This is a genomic window from Streptomyces sp. NPDC006458, assembly GCF_040612135.1.
Lineage (GTDB): Bacteria > Actinomycetota > Actinomycetes > Streptomycetales > Streptomycetaceae > Streptomyces.
This window is the reverse complement of sequence record NZ_JBEXPR010000011.1, coordinates 95811-113614: the sequence shown is the minus strand read 5'-3', so window position 1 is coordinate 113614 and position 17804 is coordinate 95811. Positions and strand designations below refer to the sequence as shown.

Annotated in this window: 17 protein-coding genes and 2 pseudogenes; 13 read left to right on the top strand and 6 right to left on the bottom strand. The window is 71.4% G+C overall.

Annotated elements, in window-relative coordinates:
* Position 1 precedes the first annotated feature (1 nt).
* Together ABZZ79_RS17130 and ABZZ79_RS17125 are read left to right on the top strand one after the other, a co-directional pair.
* Complete coding sequence (locus tag ABZZ79_RS17130; RefSeq protein WP_356689734.1) at positions 2 to 442, top strand: GNAT family N-acetyltransferase; 441 nt, start codon at positions 2 to 4, stop codon at positions 440 to 442.
* 73 nt (positions 443 to 515) lie between these two features.
* Positions 516 to 1103, top strand: a complete 588-nt coding sequence (locus ABZZ79_RS17125; protein ID WP_356689733.1) for a histidine phosphatase family protein — start codon at positions 516 to 518, stop codon at positions 1101 to 1103.
* Here ABZZ79_RS17125 and ABZZ79_RS17120 read toward each other — a convergent pair.
* Positions 1085 to 1189, bottom strand: a pseudogene (locus ABZZ79_RS17120) (DUF6314 family protein); the annotation flags it as partial. The gene ABZZ79_RS17125 and the pseudogene ABZZ79_RS17120 overlap by 19 nt on opposite strands.
* Before the next feature lie 155 nt (positions 1190 to 1344).
* On the opposite strand from ABZZ79_RS17120, the gene ABZZ79_RS17115 reads away from it, so the two are divergent.
* From ABZZ79_RS17115 to ABZZ79_RS17090, 6 genes are all read left to right on the top strand, one after another.
* Entirely contained in the window at positions 1345 to 1473 is a 129-nt protein-coding gene (locus ABZZ79_RS17115; RefSeq protein WP_356689732.1) for a hypothetical protein, read from the top strand.
* A 172-nt stretch (positions 1474 to 1645) separates the two neighbouring features.
* Positions 1646 to 2674 carry an N-acetyl-gamma-glutamyl-phosphate reductase gene (argC, locus tag ABZZ79_RS17110; protein ID WP_356689731.1) on the top strand — a complete coding sequence of 343 codons (1029 nt, stop codon included), beginning with the start codon at positions 1646 to 1648 and terminating at the stop codon, positions 2672 to 2674.
* Positions 2671 to 3822, top strand: a complete 1152-nt coding sequence (gene argJ, locus ABZZ79_RS17105; RefSeq protein WP_356689730.1) for a bifunctional glutamate N-acetyltransferase/amino-acid acetyltransferase ArgJ — start codon at positions 2671 to 2673, stop codon at positions 3820 to 3822. The genes argC and argJ overlap by 4 nt, the downstream gene beginning before the upstream one ends.
* The gene (gene argB, locus ABZZ79_RS17100; RefSeq protein ID WP_356689729.1) at positions 3819 to 4724 is read left to right on the top strand and encodes an acetylglutamate kinase; all 906 of its coding nucleotides are present in this window, start codon (positions 3819 to 3821) and stop codon (positions 4722 to 4724) included. The genes argJ and argB overlap by 4 nt, the downstream gene beginning before the upstream one ends.
* On the top strand, positions 4721 to 5914 hold the full coding sequence (locus tag ABZZ79_RS17095; protein WP_356689728.1) for an acetylornithine transaminase: 1194 nt from the start codon (positions 4721 to 4723) through the stop codon (positions 5912 to 5914). Before argB ends, ABZZ79_RS17095 begins: the two co-directional genes overlap by 4 nt.
* 7 nt (positions 5915 to 5921) lie before the next feature.
* Positions 5922 to 6461, top strand: coding sequence for an arginine repressor (locus ABZZ79_RS17090; RefSeq protein ID WP_356689727.1), 540 nt, complete (start codon positions 5922 to 5924; stop codon positions 6459 to 6461).
* A 133-nt stretch (positions 6462 to 6594) separates the two neighbouring features.
* On the opposite strand, the gene ABZZ79_RS17085 is transcribed toward ABZZ79_RS17090, so the two are convergent.
* From ABZZ79_RS17085 to ABZZ79_RS17070, 4 genes are all read right to left on the bottom strand, one after another.
* Positions 6595 to 7332 carry an FAD:protein FMN transferase gene (locus ABZZ79_RS17085; RefSeq protein ID WP_356689726.1) on the bottom strand — a complete coding sequence of 246 codons (738 nt, stop codon included), beginning with the start codon at positions 7330 to 7332 and terminating at the stop codon, positions 6595 to 6597.
* A gap of 49 nt (positions 7333 to 7381) precedes the next feature.
* Positions 7382 to 7834 carry an FMN-binding protein gene (locus tag ABZZ79_RS17080; protein ID WP_356689725.1) on the bottom strand — a complete coding sequence of 151 codons (453 nt, stop codon included), beginning with the start codon at positions 7832 to 7834 and terminating at the stop codon, positions 7382 to 7384.
* A gap of 28 nt (positions 7835 to 7862) precedes the next feature.
* On the bottom strand, positions 7863 to 9245 hold the full coding sequence (locus tag ABZZ79_RS17075; RefSeq protein ID WP_356689724.1) for a ferredoxin reductase family protein: 1383 nt from the start codon (positions 9243 to 9245) through the stop codon (positions 7863 to 7865).
* A 94-nt stretch (positions 9246 to 9339) separates the two neighbouring features.
* Positions 9340 to 9924 carry a pyridoxamine 5'-phosphate oxidase family protein gene (locus tag ABZZ79_RS17070; RefSeq protein WP_356689723.1) on the bottom strand — a complete coding sequence of 195 codons (585 nt, stop codon included), beginning with the start codon at positions 9922 to 9924 and terminating at the stop codon, positions 9340 to 9342.
* A gap of 142 nt (positions 9925 to 10066) precedes the next feature.
* Between ABZZ79_RS17070 and argH the strand changes: the two genes are divergently transcribed.
* The 4 genes and pseudogenes from argH (at position 10067) to ABZZ79_RS17050 (ending at position 15105) form a co-directional block, all read left to right on the top strand.
* Positions 10067 to 11500: an argininosuccinate lyase gene (gene argH, locus ABZZ79_RS17065; RefSeq protein WP_356689722.1), complete on the top strand. Its 1434-nt coding sequence runs from the start codon at positions 10067 to 10069 to the stop codon at positions 11498 to 11500.
* A 482-nt stretch (positions 11501 to 11982) separates the two neighbouring features.
* Positions 11983 to 12954 carry an aldo/keto reductase gene (locus tag ABZZ79_RS17060; protein ID WP_356689721.1) on the top strand — a complete coding sequence of 324 codons (972 nt, stop codon included), beginning with the start codon at positions 11983 to 11985 and terminating at the stop codon, positions 12952 to 12954.
* An 83-nt stretch (positions 12955 to 13037) separates the two neighbouring features.
* Positions 13038 to 13586, top strand: a complete 549-nt coding sequence (locus tag ABZZ79_RS17055; RefSeq protein ID WP_356689720.1) for a helix-turn-helix domain-containing protein — start codon at positions 13038 to 13040, stop codon at positions 13584 to 13586.
* Positions 13583 to 15105 (top strand): annotated as a pseudogene (locus ABZZ79_RS17050) (MFS transporter). Before ABZZ79_RS17055 ends, ABZZ79_RS17050 begins: the two are co-directional and overlap by 4 nt.
* A gap of 447 nt (positions 15106 to 15552) precedes the next feature.
* Here ABZZ79_RS17050 and ABZZ79_RS17045 read toward each other — a convergent pair.
* On the bottom strand, positions 15553 to 16224 hold the full coding sequence (locus ABZZ79_RS17045) for a lysophospholipid acyltransferase family protein (RefSeq protein WP_356689719.1): 672 nt from the start codon (positions 16222 to 16224) through the stop codon (positions 15553 to 15555).
* 376 nt (positions 16225 to 16600) lie between these two features.
* On the opposite strand from ABZZ79_RS17045, the gene ABZZ79_RS17040 reads away from it, so the two are divergent.
* Entirely contained in the window at positions 16601 to 17773 is a 1173-nt protein-coding gene (locus tag ABZZ79_RS17040; RefSeq protein WP_356689718.1) for a glycerophosphodiester phosphodiesterase, read from the top strand.
* Positions 17774 to 17804: the final 31 nt, after the last annotated feature.

Below are 17804 nucleotides of genomic sequence, written 5' to 3'. Positions count from 1 at the left end.
CATGACAGACACCACCGCCCTGCCCGACGGCTACGAGATCTCCACCGACCCCGACCGCGTCGACGCGGCACGCGTGCACCACTGGCTGTCCACCGACGCGTACTGGGCGATCGGCCGGCCGCGGGAGAAGCAGGACCGGGCCATCGCCGCGTCACTCAATCTCGGGGTCTACGACAGCGCCTCGGGCGAGCAGGTGGCGTACGCGCGCGTGGTGACCGACGGGGCCACCTTCGCCTGGCTGTGCGATGTGTATGTGGACCCCTCGGTGCGCGGCAAGGGCATCGGCACCGCCCTGGCGGCGGCGGTACGCGACCACCTGCGACCTCTCGGGCTGCGGCGCATCCTGCTGGCCACGCACGACGCCCACGGCGTGTACGCGAAGGCGGGGTTCGCCCCGCTGGAGCAGCCGGACCTGTGGATGGCGCTCGTTCTCGGCCAGTGAAATCCGGAACACCCTGGGTGACCCACAGGTAACAGGTCTTGACCTGCCCCGTTTCTCGGAAGACCATCCCGGCATGGCACTTCGGGTCACCTTCGTCGCGGCCGCGCGCAGCTCCTCGCTGCTCGCGGAGCGCTTCCAGGACGAACGGCCGCTGGACCAGGCGGGCTGGGACGAGATCCAGTACGAGGCCGGCGGGCTGTTCCCGCTCGCGGGCGCCGACCTGCGCTACTGCTCGCCCACCCCGCGCAGCCGCGCGACCGGCGACGCCCTCGGCTACGCGCCGCTGGTGCAGCTCGCCCTGCGCGACTGCGACATGGGCCGCTGGCGCGGGCTCACCCTCGGCGAGGCGATGGCGCGTGAGCCGGGCGCGGTCGACGCCTGGCTCGCCGACCCGCGCTCGATGCCGCACGGCGGTGAGTCGCTGATCGGGTTCATCTCCCGGGTCGGCGGCTGGCTGGACACCCGGCCGCCGGAGGACGGCTGCCGGATCGTCGCCGTCGCCGAGCCCTCCGTCATCCGGGCCGCGCTGGTCTACGCCCTGAAGGCGCCCCCCGCGACCTACTGGAACCTCGACGTGCGGCCCCTGTCGATCACGACCCTGGCGGGCCACTCGGGCCGCTGGAACCTCCGCTTCGACGGTTCCTACGCCCGCGCCTCGTAGTCGGTCACCAGCAGCAGGTCCTTGGCCGGTCCGCCGACCCGCCACACCGTGCGCCAGTGGTCCGCGCCGGTGACCGTGAACTCGCCCCATCGCCCATCGCCTCCCGCTCTCCGTTCCGTCCGTCGTCGCGCGACCCGCTCACGCCTCAATGCCTCCTCCTCATCCTGCCGTTCGAGACGCCGACCGATGTCCGCTGTTCCGAACGGTGCTCATGGCGGGCGGGGAGCGTCACGGAGCATCCATGTCACCCGTCCGACCCTCGGTGACCTCGGTGACCTCGGTGACCTCGGCCTCCAAGGGCGTCGCCGAGAGGTTCACGTGCAACTTCCCGCCGGACTCTGTCACCTTCCCGCGTACCCGGCGGCAGTGACCGGGAAGGTTGGCCAGCGGGCCGTCACCCTCGGGGCGGCGGCCCGCAGCGGTCGATGGCCGACCATGGGAGGAGCCGTCGAGCCCGCTGCGGAACGCCGGACCGGCCCGCCGGTCTGATTGCATAAACGTGCATCGATACGTATAGTCATGCCATCCAGGAGGAGGGTTCCATGACGGTGCGAGCGGCAGTGGCCGGAGCGAGCGGGTACGCGGGCGGGGAGGTGCTGCGCCTGCTCCTGGGGCACCCCGAGGTCGAGATCGGTGCCCTGACCGCCAACTCCAACGCCGGACAGCGGCTGGGGGCGCTCCAGCCCCATCTGCTGCCACTGGCCGGCCGCGTGCTCCAGGAGACCACCCCCGAGGTGCTCGCCGGGCACGACGTCGTGTTCCTCGCGCTGCCGCACGGCCAGTCCGCCGCCGTCGCCGAGCAGCTCGGGCCGGATGTCCTGGTCGTGGACATGGGCGCCGACTTCCGGCTGAGCAACGCCGCCGACTGGGAGAGGTTCTACGGCTCCCCGCACGCAGGCACCTGGCCCTACGGCCTTCCCGAACTTCCGGGTGCCCGCGCCGCGCTGGAGGGGTCCAAGCGCATCGCGGTACCCGGTTGCTACCCCACCGCCGTCTCCCTCGCCCTGTTCCCGGCGTACGCCGCCGGACTCGCCGAGCACGAGGCCGTGATCGTCGCCGCCTCCGGTACCTCCGGCGCCGGCAAGGCACCCAAGGCGCATCTGCTGGGCAGCGAGGTCATGGGCTCCATGACCCCGTACGGCGTCGGCGGCGGCCACCGGCACACCCCCGAGATGATCCAGAACCTCAGCGGGGTCGCCGGGGACACCGTGAGCGTCTCCTTCACCCCCACCCTCGCCCCGATGCCCCGCGGCATCCTCGCCACGTGCAGCGCGAAGGCAAGGGACGGGGTCACCGCGGAGGCCGTCCGCACCGCCTACGAGAAGGCCTTCGCGGACGAGCCCTTCGTCCATCTGCTTCCCGAGGGGCAGTGGCCCGCCACGGCGTCCGTCTACGGCTCCAACGCCGTGCAGGTGCAGGTCGCCCACGACGAGGCGGCGGGCCGCGTCATCGCGATCAGCGCCATCGACAACCTGACCAAGGGCACCGCAGGCGGTGCCGTCCAGAGCATGAACATCGCCCTCGGTCTCGACCAGACCACCGGGCTTTCCACGATCGGAGTCGCCCCGTGAGCGTCACGGCCGCACAAGGCTTCACCGCCGCCGGCATCGCCGCAGGCATCAAGCAGAACGGCAACCCGGACCTGGCCCTCGTGGTCAACACCGGGCCGCGCCGCGCCGCCGCGGGCGTCTTCACCTCCAACCGCGTCAAGGCCGCGCCCGTCCTGTGGTCGCAGCAGGTCCTCACGACCGGCGAGCTCGCCGCCGTCGTCCTCAACTCCGGCGGGGCCAACGCCTGCACCGGCCCCAAGGGCTTCCAGGACACCCACGCCACCGCCGAGAAGGTGGCCGACGTCCTCGGCGTCGGCGCCGGTGAGGTGGCGGTCTGTTCCACCGGCCTGATCGGTGTGCTGCTCCCGATGGACAAGCTGCTGCCCGGTGTCGAGACCGCCGCCGCCCAGCTCTCGGAGCACGGCGGCGAGAAGGCCGCCATCGCCATCAAGACCACCGACTCCGTGCACAAGACGTCCGTCGTCACCAAGGACGGCTGGACCGTGGGCGGCATGGCCAAGGGCGCGGGCATGCTCGCCCCCGGCCTCGCCACCATGCTGGTCGTCGTCACCACCGACGCCGACGTCGACGGCGCCACCCTGGACCGGGCCCTGCGCGCCGCCACCAAGGTCACCTTCGACCGCGTCGACTCCGACGGCTGCATGTCCACCAACGACACCGTGCTGCTGCTCGCCTCCGGCGCCGCGGGCGTCACCCCGGCCGAGGACGAGTTCGCCGCAGCCGTCCGCCAGGTCTGCGACGACCTCGGCCAGCAGCTGATCCGGGACGCCGAGGGCGCCAGCAAGGACATCAAGGTCGAGGTGATCAACGCCGCGACCGAGGACGACGCCGTCGAGGTCGGCCGGTCCATCGCCCGCAACAACCTCCTCAAGTGCGCCATCCACGGCGAGGACCCCAACTGGGGCCGTGTGCTCTCCGCGATCGGCACCACACGGGCCGCCTTCGAGCCGGACCGGCTCAACGTCGCCATCAACGGCGTCTGGGTCTGCAAGAACGGCGGCGTCGGCGAGGACCGCGAGAAGGTCGACATGCGCTACCGCGAGGTGCACATCGTCGCCGACCTCGCCGCGGGCTCCGAGACCGCCACGATCTGGACCAACGACCTGACCGCCGAGTACGTTCACGAGAACAGCGCCTACTCGTCATGAGCACCCGTAAGCACACCGCCCTGCCGAAGGCGGAGATCCTCATCGAAGCGCTGCCGTGGCTGACCCGTCACCACGGACGGACCGTCGTCATCAAGTTCGGCGGCAACGCCATGGTGAACGAGGAGCTGAAGGCCGCCTTCGCCCAGGACGTCGTCTTCCTGCGGCACGCCGGCCTCAAGCCCGTCGTCGTGCACGGCGGCGGCCCCCAGATCAGCGCCGCCCTCGACCGGCACGGCATCGTCAGCGAGTTCAAGGCCGGTCTGCGCGTCACCAGCGAGGAGGCCATGGACGTCGTCCGCATGGTGCTCGCCGGGCAGGTGCAGCGCGAACTGGTCGGCCTGCTCAACCAGCACGGCCCACTGGCCGTCGGCCTGACCGGCGAGGACGCGCACACCATCACCGCCACCAAGCACCAGCCCCGGATCAACGGCGAGAGCATCGACATCGGGCGGGTCGGCGAGATCACCGCCATCGACACCGGCGCGATCGAAGCCCTCCTCGCGGACGGCCGTATCCCGGTCGTGTCCTCGATCGCCCGCAGCCAGGACGACGGACACGTCTACAACGTCAACGCCGACACCGCGGCCGCCGCCCTCGCCGCGGCCCTGGGCGCCGAGACCCTGATGGTCCTCACCGACGTCGAGGGCCTCTACGAGGACTGGCCGAACAGCGACGAGGTGATCAGCCGTCTGACCGCCGCCCAGCTGGAGAAGCTGCTGCCCGACCTGTCCTCCGGCATGGTCCCGAAGATGGAGGGCTGTTTGCACGCCGTGCGCAACGGCGTCCGCACCGCCCGGGTCATCGACGGCCGGGTCCAGCACTCGATCCTGCTGGAGATCTTCACGGACGAAGGCATCGGCACGATGGTCGTGCCCGACGGACTCGATCAGGGGGAGTCATGAGCAACCAGGAACTGACCGCGCGGTGGCAGGGCGCGCTCATGAACAACTACGGCACCCCGCGACTGCCCCTCGTGCGCGGTGAGGGCCTGAAGGTCTGGGACGTCGACGGCAAGGAGTACCTCGACTTCGTCGGCGGCATCGCCACCAACGCGCTCGGCCACGCCCACCCGGCCGTCGTCGACGTCGTCGGCCGCCAGATCGCCTCCCTCGGCCACATCTCCAACTTCTTCATGGCCGAGCCGACCGTCACCCTCGCCGAACGGCTCCTTCAGCTGTTCGGCCGCGAGGGCAAGGTCTTCTTCTGCAACTCCGGCGCCGAGGCCAACGAAGCCGCGTTCAAGATCGGCCGGCTCACCGGACGCACCCACATGGTCTCCACCCAGGGCGGCTTCCACGGCCGCACGATGGGCGCCCTGGCCCTCACCGGGCAGCCCGCCAAGCAGGACCCCTTCCTGCCGCTGCCCGGCGACGTCACCCACGTCCCCTACGGCGACGCCCAGGCCCTGGCCGCGGCCGTCACCGAGAACACCGCGCTGGTGATCATCGAGCCGGTCCAGGGCGAGAACGGCGTCGTCGTCCCGCCCCCCGGCTACCTCAAGGCCGCCCGCGCCATCACCGCCGCCAACGGCGCGCTGCTCGTCCTGGACGAGGTGCAGACCGGCATCGGCCGTACCGGCCACTGGTTCGAGTACCAGGCCCACGACGGCGTCCTGCCCGATGTGGTCACCCTCGCCAAGCAGCTCGGCGGCGGCCTGCCGCTCGGCGCGACCGTCGCCTTCGGCCGCGCCGCGGAGCTGCTCCAGCCCGGCCACCACGGCACCACCTTCGGCGGCAACCCGGTCGCCTGCGCCGCCGGCCTCGCCGTCCTCGACACCATCGCGAACGACGGGCTGCTGGCGAACGTCAAGCGACAGAGCGAGACCCTGCGCACCGCGATCGAGTCCCTCGGCCATCCGCTGGTCTCCCACGTCCGGGGCGCGGGCCTGCTCCTGGGTATCGTGCTCACCGAGCCACTCGCGCCCCAGGTGCAGCAGGCGGCTCAGGACGCCGGTTTCCTGCTGAACGCGCCCGCTCCCGATGTCGTACGGCTCATGCCGCCGCTGACCATCGGCGACGAGGAAGTGGAGGCGCTGCTTCGGGCACTGCCCGGCATCCTTGACGCGAACGGGGACGGACGAGCCGGAGAATGAGACGACGATGAGCCAGGCACAGGACCATGAATCGCCCTCCGGGCCGGCCGTGCCCCAGACCCGCACCGCACGTCACCGGCGGATCGTGGACATTCTCAACCGGCAGCCCGTGCGGTCCCAGAGCCAGCTGGCCAAGCTGCTCGCGGACGACGGGCTGACCGTCACCCAGGCCACGCTCTCCCGGGACCTGGACGAACTGAACGCGGTGAAGATCCGCAACACCGACGGTGAGCTGATCTACGCCGTGCCCAGCGAGGGCGGGTTCCGCACGCCGCGCGCCCCGCTGGGGGAGTCGGCCAAGGAGGAGCGGATGCGGCGGCTCTCCCAGGAGCTGCTGATCTCCGCGGAGGCCTCCGCCAACCTCGTGGTCCTGCGGACGCCACCGGGCGCGGCGCAGTTCCTGGCCTCGGCCATCGACCAGGCCGAACTGCAGGACATCCTCGGCACGATCGCCGGCGACGACACCCTGCTGCTGATCAGCCGGAACCCGACGGGCGGGCAGGCGCTGGCGGACCACTTGCTGAGGCTGGCTCAGAACGGTCACTGACCAGGGGCGCGGTGTCCGCCGCCGGGTGCGCGGGGTCGGGTGCGCGGGGACGGAGGTGCGGGTGTCAGTCGCACCGGGTGCGGGTCGTGTGTGCTTCTCGCGCGGCTCCCCGCGCCCCCAGGGGCGGTTCCGCTCAGCCCAGCCAGGACGCCAGGCCCGCCGTGCATCTGACCTCGTCGCCCGCGGTGACGAGGAGGGCCTCCACGTCCGGCAGTGAGTCCAGCCAGGCCAGCCCTTCGCGCGACCCCATCGCGAAGGCCGCCGTGGCCCAGCAGTCCGCCCAGGTCAGGCTGGGAGCCACCACGGTGACCGCCAGCAGGTCGGTCACCGCGGAGCGGCCCGTGCGCGGATCGGTGATGTGGGCACCGCGTTCGGTGCTGCCCGAGGTGGCGACGGCAAGTTCGGGGGCCGTCCCCGCCGAGACCACCGCCGCCAGACCGCCCGGCCGCAGCGGATCCGCCACCCCGACCCGCCAGGGACGTTCCGGACCGGGGGCGCCCAGCAACTGCACGTCTCCACCGCCGTTGACGCTGACCCCGGTCGCGCCGGCGGCCGTCAGACGCCGGGCGGCGCGTTCCGTCGCCCAGCCCTTGACGATTCCGGTCGGATCCAGGCGCCCTGCGTACGACGTGCTGAACCAGCCGTTGCTGACCCGCTCCGCCCGCGCGCCCAGCCGGAGCACCTCGGCGACCTCCGGGGCGCACTCGGCCGGGGACAGCTCGCCACGGGCCAGGCGGGAGAGCTGGCTGGCCTTGCGATAGGTGCTGAACACCTCGTCGGCCCGGTGCAGTTCGGCCACGGCGTCGGCCAGGGCCGCCCGGACCGCGTCGGGGTCCCCGCCGCGGACGTCGAAGGAGAAGACCGTCCCCATGACCTCCTCCGTCCGGCGCACCGTGGCGGGAGTCGGTGGCGGATCGCCGTCAGGCACCGGAGGCCCGGTCGAGAGCCGACTGGAGGGACCGCCGATAGCCCTCGCTGGTGTACGTCGCTCCCGACACGGTGTCGATCCGCGCGTTCTGCGCCGCCACGGCCGCCTGGTTGAGACGCGGCACGGCGTTGCCGCTGATCTCGGAACTGCGGCCGCCGCTGGGCGCCTGCACCGCCTCGGCCTGCGTGATCCTGCCGCCGACGACGGTGACCCGGACCTGGACGGTGCCGTACTGGGTGCGCGCGGCCGTGCCGGTGACGGTGGTGCCGCCGGGTGCCTGGGCGCCGCCCGCCGCGCCGCCCTGGGCGGCGGGCGGCGGGGCCGGGACCTGCGCCGCGGCGTTGGCCGGGTCGGTCCCCGGCTTGAGCGACAGCAGCAGCACGATCCCGGACACGGTCGCGGCGGTGGCCAGCACGAAACGCCGGACGGGGTGGTTCTTCTTCATCGAAACTCCTGGGGCGCCCCGGACGGGGTCACATCTCGAAGGACTCGTGGTGGATCCGCCGGGCCGGGACACCCGCGTCCCGCAGCGCCTGGTACACCGACCGCGCGAAACCGGTCGGCCCGCACATGAACACGTCGTGGCGTTCCACGTCCGGGATCTTGCGCTGGAGGGTCTGCGCGGAGATGTCCGGCCGCTCCCCGTCCGGGCTGTTGACCGCGTACATCAGCCGCGCGCCGCGCTCGTCGGCGATCGCCGCCAGCTCGCTCCACAGCGCCAGGTCCTGGGTGCTGTTGGCCCGGTACAGCAGGGTGATGTCCCCGGCAGCGCCGGGCAGCGTCTCGAACAGGGCCCGCATCGGCGTGATCCCCACACCGCCCGCGACCAGCAGCACCTTGCCACGGCTGCGCCGCTGCGCGGTCAGCGCCCCGTACGGCCCCTCGGCCCACACCCGGGTGCCCGGCGTGAGGTCGCGCAGCCGGGAGCTGTGGTCGCCGATCGCCTTGACGGTGATCCGCAGCAGGCCGGGCCGCGGCGCCGCCGACAGCGAGTAGGGGTGCGAGCTGAACCGCATGCCCGGCGCGAGGAACCGCCAGCGGAAGAACTGGCCCGCCTCCGCGCCCATCCGGTGCAGCTTGCGCCCGCTGATCAGCACGGACACGATGCCCGGGGTCTCCTCGATCACCGCCTCGACCCGCATCCGGTGCCGCAGGTTCAGCCGGAGCGGCGTCAGCACCCGGTACCAGAGCAGCAGCGCGGTGACCCCGGCGTACAGCCCGGTCCAGACGGTCTTCGCGATCGGCTGCACGGCGAAGTCGTTGCCGGTGGCGATCTGGTGCCAGAACGTCAGGAACACCGCCGCGTACGTCATCAGATGCACGTGGTACCAGGTGTCGTACGGCAGCCTGCGCCGCACCCCGCCGATCGAGACCAGCCCGATGAGCAGCAGCAGACCGGTCCCGATGGCGGCCTTGCCCATCTCGGGCAGCCCGGTCACCGACTCGACCGTCTGCGCGACGATGTCACCGAGGCCGCGGCCCGCCTGGAGGGCGTACCCCCACATGGTGAGCAGCACATGGGCGAGGACCAGGCAGAGGGTGTACCGCCCGGTCATGGCGTGCCAGCGCGCGACCCGGTCGGAGCCGACCCGCCGCTCCAGGGCGGGCACCCGGGCCATCTGGAGCACCACCAGCGCCATCAGATACCCGGCGATCAGCCCGGTGATCCGTCCCGCGTTCAGGATCCACCCGGCCCGGTCCGCCACGGCGGGTGTGTTGTCCCACCACAGCCAGAGCACGCCGGCCGCGCCGGCCCACAGGCCGAGCAGCAACGGCACCGCGGGCGAGCGGCGGGGCCGTATCCGACGCATGGTCTGCCGCCTGGCGGCCCGACCGCTTGCGAGGGTCGTGGTCACGGTTCCTCCGGGAGCGGGGACGTGTGTCTTCCCTGGGCCCTGAGATACGCAGGAGAACGCCGAGCCGTTCAGTGACCGCCGCGGGACGTCGCCGCTACGGCAGGGGCGGCAGCGGCAGGGGCAGCCCCGGCAGGCCGTCGAGGCTCGTGGCGATGTGCTCCTTCTTCGCGAAGTAGGCGCTCAGCGAGGCGTCGTCCTCCCGCTCGAACCGCCGGCCGTGCAGATCCCGGTCCTGCTCGTACGCCATGAACGGCACCGTGTACCCGCAGCTGTCCCGGATCACCTCCGCGGTGACCACGACGATCGCCCGCAGCCCGTGGTTCGCGGGGTCGATGCCGGCGAAGGGCGCCAGCAGCTCCCCGAAGCGGGGGTCGTCCCGCAGCACGGCCTCTCCGCGCCCGTGCACCCGCACGATGTTCGGCGGCCCCTGGAACGCGCACCACATCAGGGTGATCCGCCCGTTCTCCCGCAGATGCGCGACCGTCTCGGCGGTGGAACCGGCGAAGTCCAGGTACGCCACGGTGAGTTCGTCGAGCACCACGAAGGATCCCTTGAGACCCTTGGGGGAGAGGTTGACCGTGCCGTCCGCCGCCAGCGGCGCGGTCGCGGTGAAGAAGAGCGGCTGCTCCTCGATGAAGGTTCGGAGCCGGCCGTCTATGCGTTCGTAAGTCTTTCCCATGTCTAAGGATTCTCCCGGGGCCGCGGCCCACCTGTCCCTCGAATATCACCACCGTCTACGACCCGGACGACCCGGCTTTGACGAATCATGCAAAGGTCTGCATACTCATGCATACCAACGTCGTCTTCCTAGGAGCAGTGCAGTGAGCAGCAGCAGCGGTGACGTACGGCTCTGGGGCGGCCGGTTCGCCGACGGTCCCGCCGAGGCCCTGGCGAAACTGTCCGCGTCCGTCCACTTCGACTGGCGGCTCGCCCCCTACGACATCGCCGGTTCGCGCGCCCACGCGCGCGTGCTGCACAAGGCGGGCCTGCTCACCGAGGACGAGCTGACCCGGATGATCGCCGGCCTGGACCAACTGGAGGCGGACGTCGCCGACGGCTCGTTCACGGGCACGATCGCCGACGAGGACGTCCACACCGCCCTGGAGCGCGGTCTGCTGGAGCGGCTCGGCCCGGACCTGGGCGGCAAGCTGCGGGCCGGCCGGTCGCGCAACGACCAGGTGGCCACCCTGTTCCGGATGTACCTGCGCGACCACGCGCGCGTCGTCGCGGGTCTGATCGCCGAGCTCCAGGACGCGCTGATCGGTCTCGCCGAGGCGCACCCGGACGTGGCGATGCCCGGCCGCACCCACCTCCAGCACGCCCAGCCGGTGCTGTTCGCCCACCATGTGCTGGCCCATGTCCAGGCCCTGTCCCGGGACGCGGAGCGCCTGCGCCAGTGGGACGAGCGCACGGCGGTCTCGCCGTACGGCTCCGGCGCCCTCGCCGGCTCCTCGCTCGGCCTGGACCCGGAGGCGGTCGCCGCGGACCTCGGCTTCGAGCACGGCAGCGTCGGCAACTCCATCGACGGCACGGCCTCGCGGGACTTCGTCGCCGAGTTCGCCTTCATCACCGCGATGATCGGGGTGAACCTCTCCCGGATCGCCGAGGAGGTCATCATCTGGAACACGAAGGAGTTCTCCTTCGTGACCCTGCACGACGCCTTCTCCACCGGCTCGTCGATCATGCCGCAGAAGAAGAACCCGGACATCGCCGAGCTGGCCCGTGGCAAGTCCGGCCGTCTGATCGGCAACCTCACCGGCCTGATGGCGACGCTGAAGGCGCTCCCGCTCGCCTACAACCGTGACCTCCAGGAGGACAAGGAGCCGGTCTTCGACTCCATCGACCAGCTGGAGGTCCTGCTCCCCGCCTTCACCGGCATGATGGCCACCCTCACCGTGCACCGCGAGCGCATGGAGGAACTGGCCCCGGCCGGCTTCTCCCTGGCCACCGACATCGCCGAGTGGCTGGTCAAGCAGGGCGTGCCCTTCCGGGTCGCCCACGAGGTGGCGGGGGAGTGCGTCAAGGCCGCCGAGGCCGAGGGCAAGGAGCTGGACGAGCTCACGGACGAGCAGTTCGCCAAGATCAGCGCCCACCTGACGCCCGAGGTCCGCACGGTCCTGAACGTCCCGGGCGCCCTCGCCTCCCGCAACGGCCGAGGCGGCACGGCCCCCACCGCGGTAGCCACCCAGCTCACCGAACTCAAATCCGACCTCGCAGCCCAGCACACCTGGTCCACGGCCAAGAACCGCCCCTAGAACCCCAGAACAACGCCCCAAAGGGACACAGGAGAACCAGCACAACCACCCCCCAGGGGCGCGGGGAACTGCGCGAACAACCACAGACAACGCACAGCCGCAGACGGCAGAAGCCCCCACCCCCCAAGGGGCGCGGGGAACTGCGCGAACAACCACGAACAACAGAAAGCCGCGCACCCGCAGAAGCCCCCACCCCCAGGGGCGCGGGGAACGGCGCGAACGACCACGAAGAACAGAAAGCCGCGCACCCGCAGAAGCCCCCACCCCCCAGGGGCGCGGGGAACGGCGCGAACGACCACGAAGAACAGAAAGCCGCGCACCCGCAGAAGCCCCCACCCCCCAAAGGGACGCGAGGAACTGCGCAAACAGCCCCCAACAACCGGCGGCGCCAACTGCCGGGCCATCACAAAAGGACATCGCGGGTTACGTTGGTCGAAGCCCCACCGGAGCCACACCCCGGAGCCGACCGAACGGAGCCCGCGATGCCCTTCGCCCGCCTCGCCCAGGCCACCACCCCCACCTGCCACCTCGGCCTGGGCCTGGCCGCAGTCGGCCGACCGGGCTACATCAATCTCGGCCGGGACACCGACCTCCCCGAGGACCGCACGGTCGAAGCCCTCAAGGCCCGCACCCACGAACTCCTCGACGCCGCATACGCCCAGGGCGTGCGCTACTTCGACGCCGCCCGCTCCTACGGCCGCTCGGAGGAGTTCCTCGCCGACTGGCTGAACACCCACCCCGAGGCCGAAGACGTGGTCATCGGCAGCAAATGGGGCTACACCTACACCGCGGACTGGTCCACCGACGCCGAGCGGCACGAGGTCAAGGACCATGGCCTCGCCGCGTACGAACGCCAGCGCGCCGAGACCGACGCCCTGCTCGGCGACCACCTCGACCTCTACCAGATCCACTCGGTCACCCCGGACAGCCCCGCCCTCACCGACAAGGCCCTGCACGCCGAACTCGCGGAGGCGTCCGCGCGGGGCGTCTCGGTCGGCTTCTCCACCAGCGGCCCGGCCCAGGCCGACGCGATCCGCGCGGCACTCGCCGTGACGGTGGACGACGAACCCCTCTTCCGTACGGTCCAGTCCACGTACAACCTCCTGGAGACCTCCGCCGCCTCCGCCCTCGCCGAGGCGCACGACGCCGGACTCACGGTGATCGTGAAGGAGGGCATGGCCAACGGCCGCCTCGCGGAGCCGCACGCCCCGGCCGAACTGAAGGCGGTCGCCGCGGAGACCTCCCTCGGCTGTGACGCGGTCGCCCTCGCCGTGGTCCTGCGTCAGCCCTGGGCCGGCGTGGTCCTCTCCGGCGCCGCGACCGCCCTCCAGCTCGCCTCCAATCTGCACGCCCCCGTCGTGGACCTCGACGACGATCAGCTCGCCCGCCTGGCCGCGCTGGCCGAGGACCCGCACGCGTACTGGGAGCGGCGCGGCCGGCTGCCCTGGCACTGAGTACGGCCCTTGCCGAGCCCCGGCCGTGAGTCACACATGCCCGCCATGAGACAGCGGTGTCTCACCTGGGATATGGTTGTCTCATGGCCGTCGACCGTGAGCACGTACTGCGTACCGCCGCAGCCCTGCTGACCCGCAACTCCACCGCCACGATGGACGAGGTGGCCAAGGCCGCCGGGATCAGCCGGGCGACCCTGCACCGCCAGTTCGCGGGGCGCGACGCGCTCGTGCGGGCTCTGGAAGCACTCGGGATCGCCGAGTGCGAGGCCGCGCTGGACGCGGCGCGGCTGGACGAGGGGTCCGCGGGCGAGGCCGTGCACCGGCTCGTGCGCGAGATCCAGCCCGCCGCCGGGCTGCTCGCCTTCCTGTACGGCGAGAGCCAGCTCTGGGCGGGCGAACAGGACGCCGGCTGGCTGCGGCTCGACACCCGTATCGGCGCGGTGTTCGTACGGGGCCAGCAGGCGGGCGAATTCCGGATCGACCTCAGCCCCGTCTGGCTCACCGAGGCGCTCTACGGACTGATCGCCTCCTACGCCTGGGCGATGCAGGACGGTCGCGTGGCCACGAAGGACTTCACCCACATGATCACCGAACTGCTGCTCGGTGGCGCGCTACGGAGAGAAAAATCATGACCAGCACCCTGCGGCCGGCGTCCACGACGGAGGCGGTGAAGCGCCCGGACCGCTGGCTGGCGCTGTCCGTTCTCGTGCTCGCCGTGCTGCTGGTGGCCGTCGACGCGACGGTCCTCGGTCTCGCGACTCCCTTCATCAGCGAAGATCTCAACCCCTCGGGCACCCAGCTGCTGTGGATCGGCGACGTCTACTCCTTCGTGATCGCCGGTCTGCTCGTCACCATGGGCAGCCTCGGCGACCGCATCGGCCGTAAGCGCATCCTGCTGGTCGGTGCCACCGCGTTCGGCACGATATCCGTGCTCAACGCCTACGCGACGAGCCCCGAGATGATGATCGCGGCCCGCGCGCTGCTCGGAGTCGCCGGCGCCACCCTGATGCCGGCCACGCTCGCGCTGATCCGCAACCTCTTCCACGACCCGCGCGAGCGCAGCCTCGCCACGGCATCTGGGGTGCCACCGCCTCGGCCGGTACGGCCGTCGGCCCGATCGTGGGCGGCATCCTGCTGGAGCACTTCTGGTGGGGCTCGGTTTTCCTCATCAACGTGCCGGTCATGATCGTCCTGGTTCTCGTCGGCATCAGGACGCTGCCCGAGTCGCGCAACCCCCGGCCCGGCCCCTGGGACCTGCCCAGCGTGCTGCTGTCCCTGGTCGGCATGATCGCCGTGGTGTACGGGGTCAAGGAAGCCGCGTCGCACGGCCTGAGCCCGAAACCGCTCGTCGTGGGCGTGCTGGGCGTGGCCGCGCTGTACGGCTTCGTCCGCCGCCAGCTCACCCTGCCGACCCCGCTGCTGGACATGCGCCTGTTCTCCCGCCGCGGCTTCAGCGGCGCGGTGCTGGCCGACCTGCTGACCGTCCTCGGCATGTCCGGCCTGGTGTTCTTCCTCTCCCAGTACCTGCAACTCGTCCAGGGCAGGCGCCCCTTCGAGGCCGGTCTGGCGGAACTCCCCGCCGCGGTGGGCGCGGTGGCGGCCGGTCTGGTCGCGGGCCAGGTGGCCCGTCGCCACTCGGTGCGCGCGGTCGTCTCCGGCGGTCTCGCCGCCGTCGGTCTCGCCCTGGGCGCGCTGACCTTCCTCGACCAGTCCACCGGCTATCCGGTGCTGGGCGCGGCCCTGCTGGTGGTGGGCGTTGGCGCGGGCTTCTCGTTCACCGTCACGGCGGACGTGATCCTCGGGTCCGTGCCCAAGGACCAGGCGGGCGCCGCGTCCGCGGTCTCGGAGACTGCGTACGAACTGGGCGCGGCGCTGGGCATCGCGCTGCTGGGCTCGATCGTCACGGGCATCTACAAGGGTTTCCCGGCCCCGGCCGGCAGCCCCGCCGAGGCCCACGAGTCCCTCGGCGGCGCGGTCGAGGCCTCAGGCGGCCTCCCCGCCGCCACGGCCGGCCCCCTCCTCGACGCCGCCCGCCAAAGCTTCGTCGACGGCCTGGCCGTGGCCTCCGCCGCAGGAGCAGCAGTCCTCCTGGCCGCCTCAGCGGCAGCCTGGTTCATGCTGAAGCACCAATCCCTGGAAACCACCGAGTAGGGCACCCGCCCTAAAGGGCCGCGGGCAACGCCCCAACGGCGGCCAGGCGAACCCTGAAACCCCAGAACAAACCCCCCCACGCCAGGGGGACAACCACCCTCTAGGGGCGCGGGGAACGGCGCGACAACCCACAACCAACCCGCACCCGCCCCACGTCAACGCCCCAACGGCGGCGAGGCGAACCCTGAAACCCCAGAGCAACCCCGCACGCCAGGGGGGCAACCACCCTCTAGGGGCGCGGGGAACGGCGCGACAACCCACAACCAACCCGCACCCGCCCCACATCAACGCCCCAACGGCGGCCAGGCGAACCCTGAAACCCCAGAACAACCCCGCACGCCAGGGGGCAACCGCCCTAAAGGGGCGCGGGGAACGGCGCGACAAGCCACAACCAACCCGCACGCACCCCACAACAGAAGCGACCCTGCCCCCGCCCCCCGCGGAGCGCTACGCGGCCTTCGCCTTCGTCGCGTACATATCCACATACTCCTGCCCCGACAGCCGCATGACCTCGGTCATCACCGAGTCCGTCACGGCCCGCAGCACATACCGGTCCCGGTCCATCCCCTCGTACCGGGAGAACTCCAGCGCCTCACCGAACCGCACGGTGACCCGGCTCGGCCGAGGCATCCCCGCCCCGCCCGGCTGGATCTTGTCCGTGCCGATCATCGCGAAGGGCACGACCGGCGCCCCGGTCATCAGGGTCAGCCGCGCGATACCCGTACGCCCCCGGTACAGCCGCCCGTCGGGCGACCGTGTCCCCTCGGGGTAGATGCCGAACACCCGCCTCTCCTCCAGCACCCGGCGCCCGGTCATCAGCGCGGCCACCCCGCCCTTGCCGCCGTCGCGGTCCACGGGGATCATGCCGACGCCGGTGAAGAACCAGGCCATGAGCCGGCCCTTGAGCCCCTTGCCGGTGACGTACTCGTCCTTGCCGATGAAGAACACCTGACGGTCGCAGACCAGCGGCAGGATCATCGAGTCGATGAAAGTCACGTGGTTGCCCGCGAGGATGACCGGACCCTCGCCCGGGATGTTCTCCACTCCCTCCACCCGGGGGCGGAACATCAGGCGCATGATCGGACCGAGCACTGCCTTGATGAGGGCGAAGCGGGACAACGGGTCCTCCGGTGTCGAGGTGGACGACGGTGAATTCTGTATGAGTCTGTGCAGGTGAGGACGATACTCGCGGCCACGGGGGTTGCGCACATCGGGTTCACGCACGTCTTACGCGAAATTGACCACTGTTTACCTGCGACAGGCTCGCGCAGGGCGCCCGTAACCCGGATGCGGCGATGTGACGGACATCGCGCGGGCCCATGACCGTCAGGTGCCCCGCACTCGCCGGAGCAGGCCGACGGCCCGTCATTTTCGTCCTCCGGTACGACATTCAGCGTCATCCACGCGTTCGAGTCGAGGTATCCCTCCGGTCATGTCCACGCCCCTACCATCGGCGCGCACACAAGCGACAGAACGACGGCAAGGAGGCCGCCCCATGGGAACGCACGAGTCGAACGAGCCGCTGCCGGCCGGCACCGGACGGCGGGCCCTGCTGGGCGCGGCCGTCCTCGGCGCGGGTGTCCTGGGCCTGTCCGGCACGGCGCGGGCCGCCGGAGCGTCGGGCACGTCCGGGCAGGGAGGCGGGATCAGGAGCCTGCCGAAGCCGACGATCATCGGCCATCGCGGCGCCAGCGGCTACCGCCCCGAGCACACCCTCGGCTCTTACCAGCTCGCGCTCGACCTGGGCGCCGACATCGTCGAGGCCGGCGACCTCGTGCCCACCAAGGACGGCCACCTGGTCTGCCGCCACGAGCCGGAGATCGGCGGCACCACGGACGTCGCGAGCTACCCGGAGTTCGCGGACCGCAAGACCACCAAGGTGCTGGACGGCGTCTCCGTCACCGGCTGGTTCACCGAGGACTTCACGCTCGCCGAGCTGAAGACCCTGCGCGCCACCGAGCGCATCCCGGCCAACCGCCCGCACAACACCCTCTACAACGGCCGCTGGGAGATCCCCACTTTCGAAGAGGTGCTGCTCTGGCAGGACGAGCAGACCCGCAAGCGCGGCAAGCAGGTCTGGATCTACCCCGAGCTCAAGCACCCCAGCTACTTCCGCAAGCTGGGCCTCGGCCTGGAGGAGCGGGTCGCCAAGGTGCTGCACAAGCACCGCAAGGACCGCCGCGACTCGCCGGTGATCCTCCAGTCCTTCGAGCCGACCAGCATCCAGCGGCTGAACAAGCTGGTCGACAACAACCTGGTCGTCCTGCTGTCCGGCGCGGCCACCCGCCCCTGGGACTTCGTCGAGGCCGGCGACCCGCGCACCGTCGCCGACCTGGTCAAGCCGGCCGGGCTGCGGGAGATCGCCTCCTACGCCCAGGGCATCGGCCCCACTCTGGACCTGGTCATCCCCAAGGACGCGAGCGGCAACCTCACCACGCCGACCACGCTGGTGGCGGACGCCCACAAGGTCGGGCTGATCCTGCACCCCTGGACCCTGCGCAACGAGAACCCCTTCCTGCCGACGAGCTTCCGCAGGGGCACCGACCCCGACGCCTACGGCGACGTCTTCGGCGCCTACCGCACGTACTTCGCCACCGGCATCGACGGTGTCTTCACCGACCAGCCGGACACCGGCCTGCTCGCCCGCGAGGACTTCGTCAACGGCTGACCCCGCCCCGCCTCCTGAAGGTGAACCACCG

Coding starts and splice junctions, on each gene's coding strand:
- ABZZ79_RS17130 (WP_356689734.1), top strand. CDS start 2: ATGACAGACACCACCGCCCTGCCCGACGGCTACGAGATCTCCACCGAC.
- ABZZ79_RS17125 (WP_356689733.1), top strand. CDS start 516: ATGGCACTTCGGGTCACCTTCGTCGCGGCCGCGCGCAGCTCCTCGCTG.
- ABZZ79_RS17115 (WP_356689732.1), top strand. CDS start 1,345: ATGTCACCCGTCCGACCCTCGGTGACCTCGGTGACCTCGGTGACCTCG.
- argC (WP_356689731.1), top strand. CDS start 1,646: ATGACGGTGCGAGCGGCAGTGGCCGGAGCGAGCGGGTACGCGGGCGGG.
- argB (WP_356689729.1), top strand. CDS start 3,819: ATGAGCACCCGTAAGCACACCGCCCTGCCGAAGGCGGAGATCCTCATC.
- ABZZ79_RS17095 (WP_356689728.1), top strand. CDS start 4,721: ATGAGCAACCAGGAACTGACCGCGCGGTGGCAGGGCGCGCTCATGAAC.
- ABZZ79_RS17090 (WP_356689727.1), top strand. CDS start 5,922: ATGAGCCAGGCACAGGACCATGAATCGCCCTCCGGGCCGGCCGTGCCC.
- ABZZ79_RS17085 (WP_356689726.1), bottom strand. CDS start 7,332: ATGGGGACGGTCTTCTCCTTCGACGTCCGCGGCGGGGACCCCGACGCG.
- ABZZ79_RS17080 (WP_356689725.1), bottom strand. CDS start 7,834: ATGAAGAAGAACCACCCCGTCCGGCGTTTCGTGCTGGCCACCGCCGCG.
- ABZZ79_RS17070 (WP_356689723.1), bottom strand. CDS start 9,924: ATGGGAAAGACTTACGAACGCATAGACGGCCGGCTCCGAACCTTCATC.
- ABZZ79_RS17060 (WP_356689721.1), top strand. CDS start 11,983: ATGCCCTTCGCCCGCCTCGCCCAGGCCACCACCCCCACCTGCCACCTC.
- ABZZ79_RS17055 (WP_356689720.1), top strand. CDS start 13,038: ATGGCCGTCGACCGTGAGCACGTACTGCGTACCGCCGCAGCCCTGCTG.
- ABZZ79_RS17040 (WP_356689718.1), top strand. CDS start 16,601: ATGGGAACGCACGAGTCGAACGAGCCGCTGCCGGCCGGCACCGGACGG.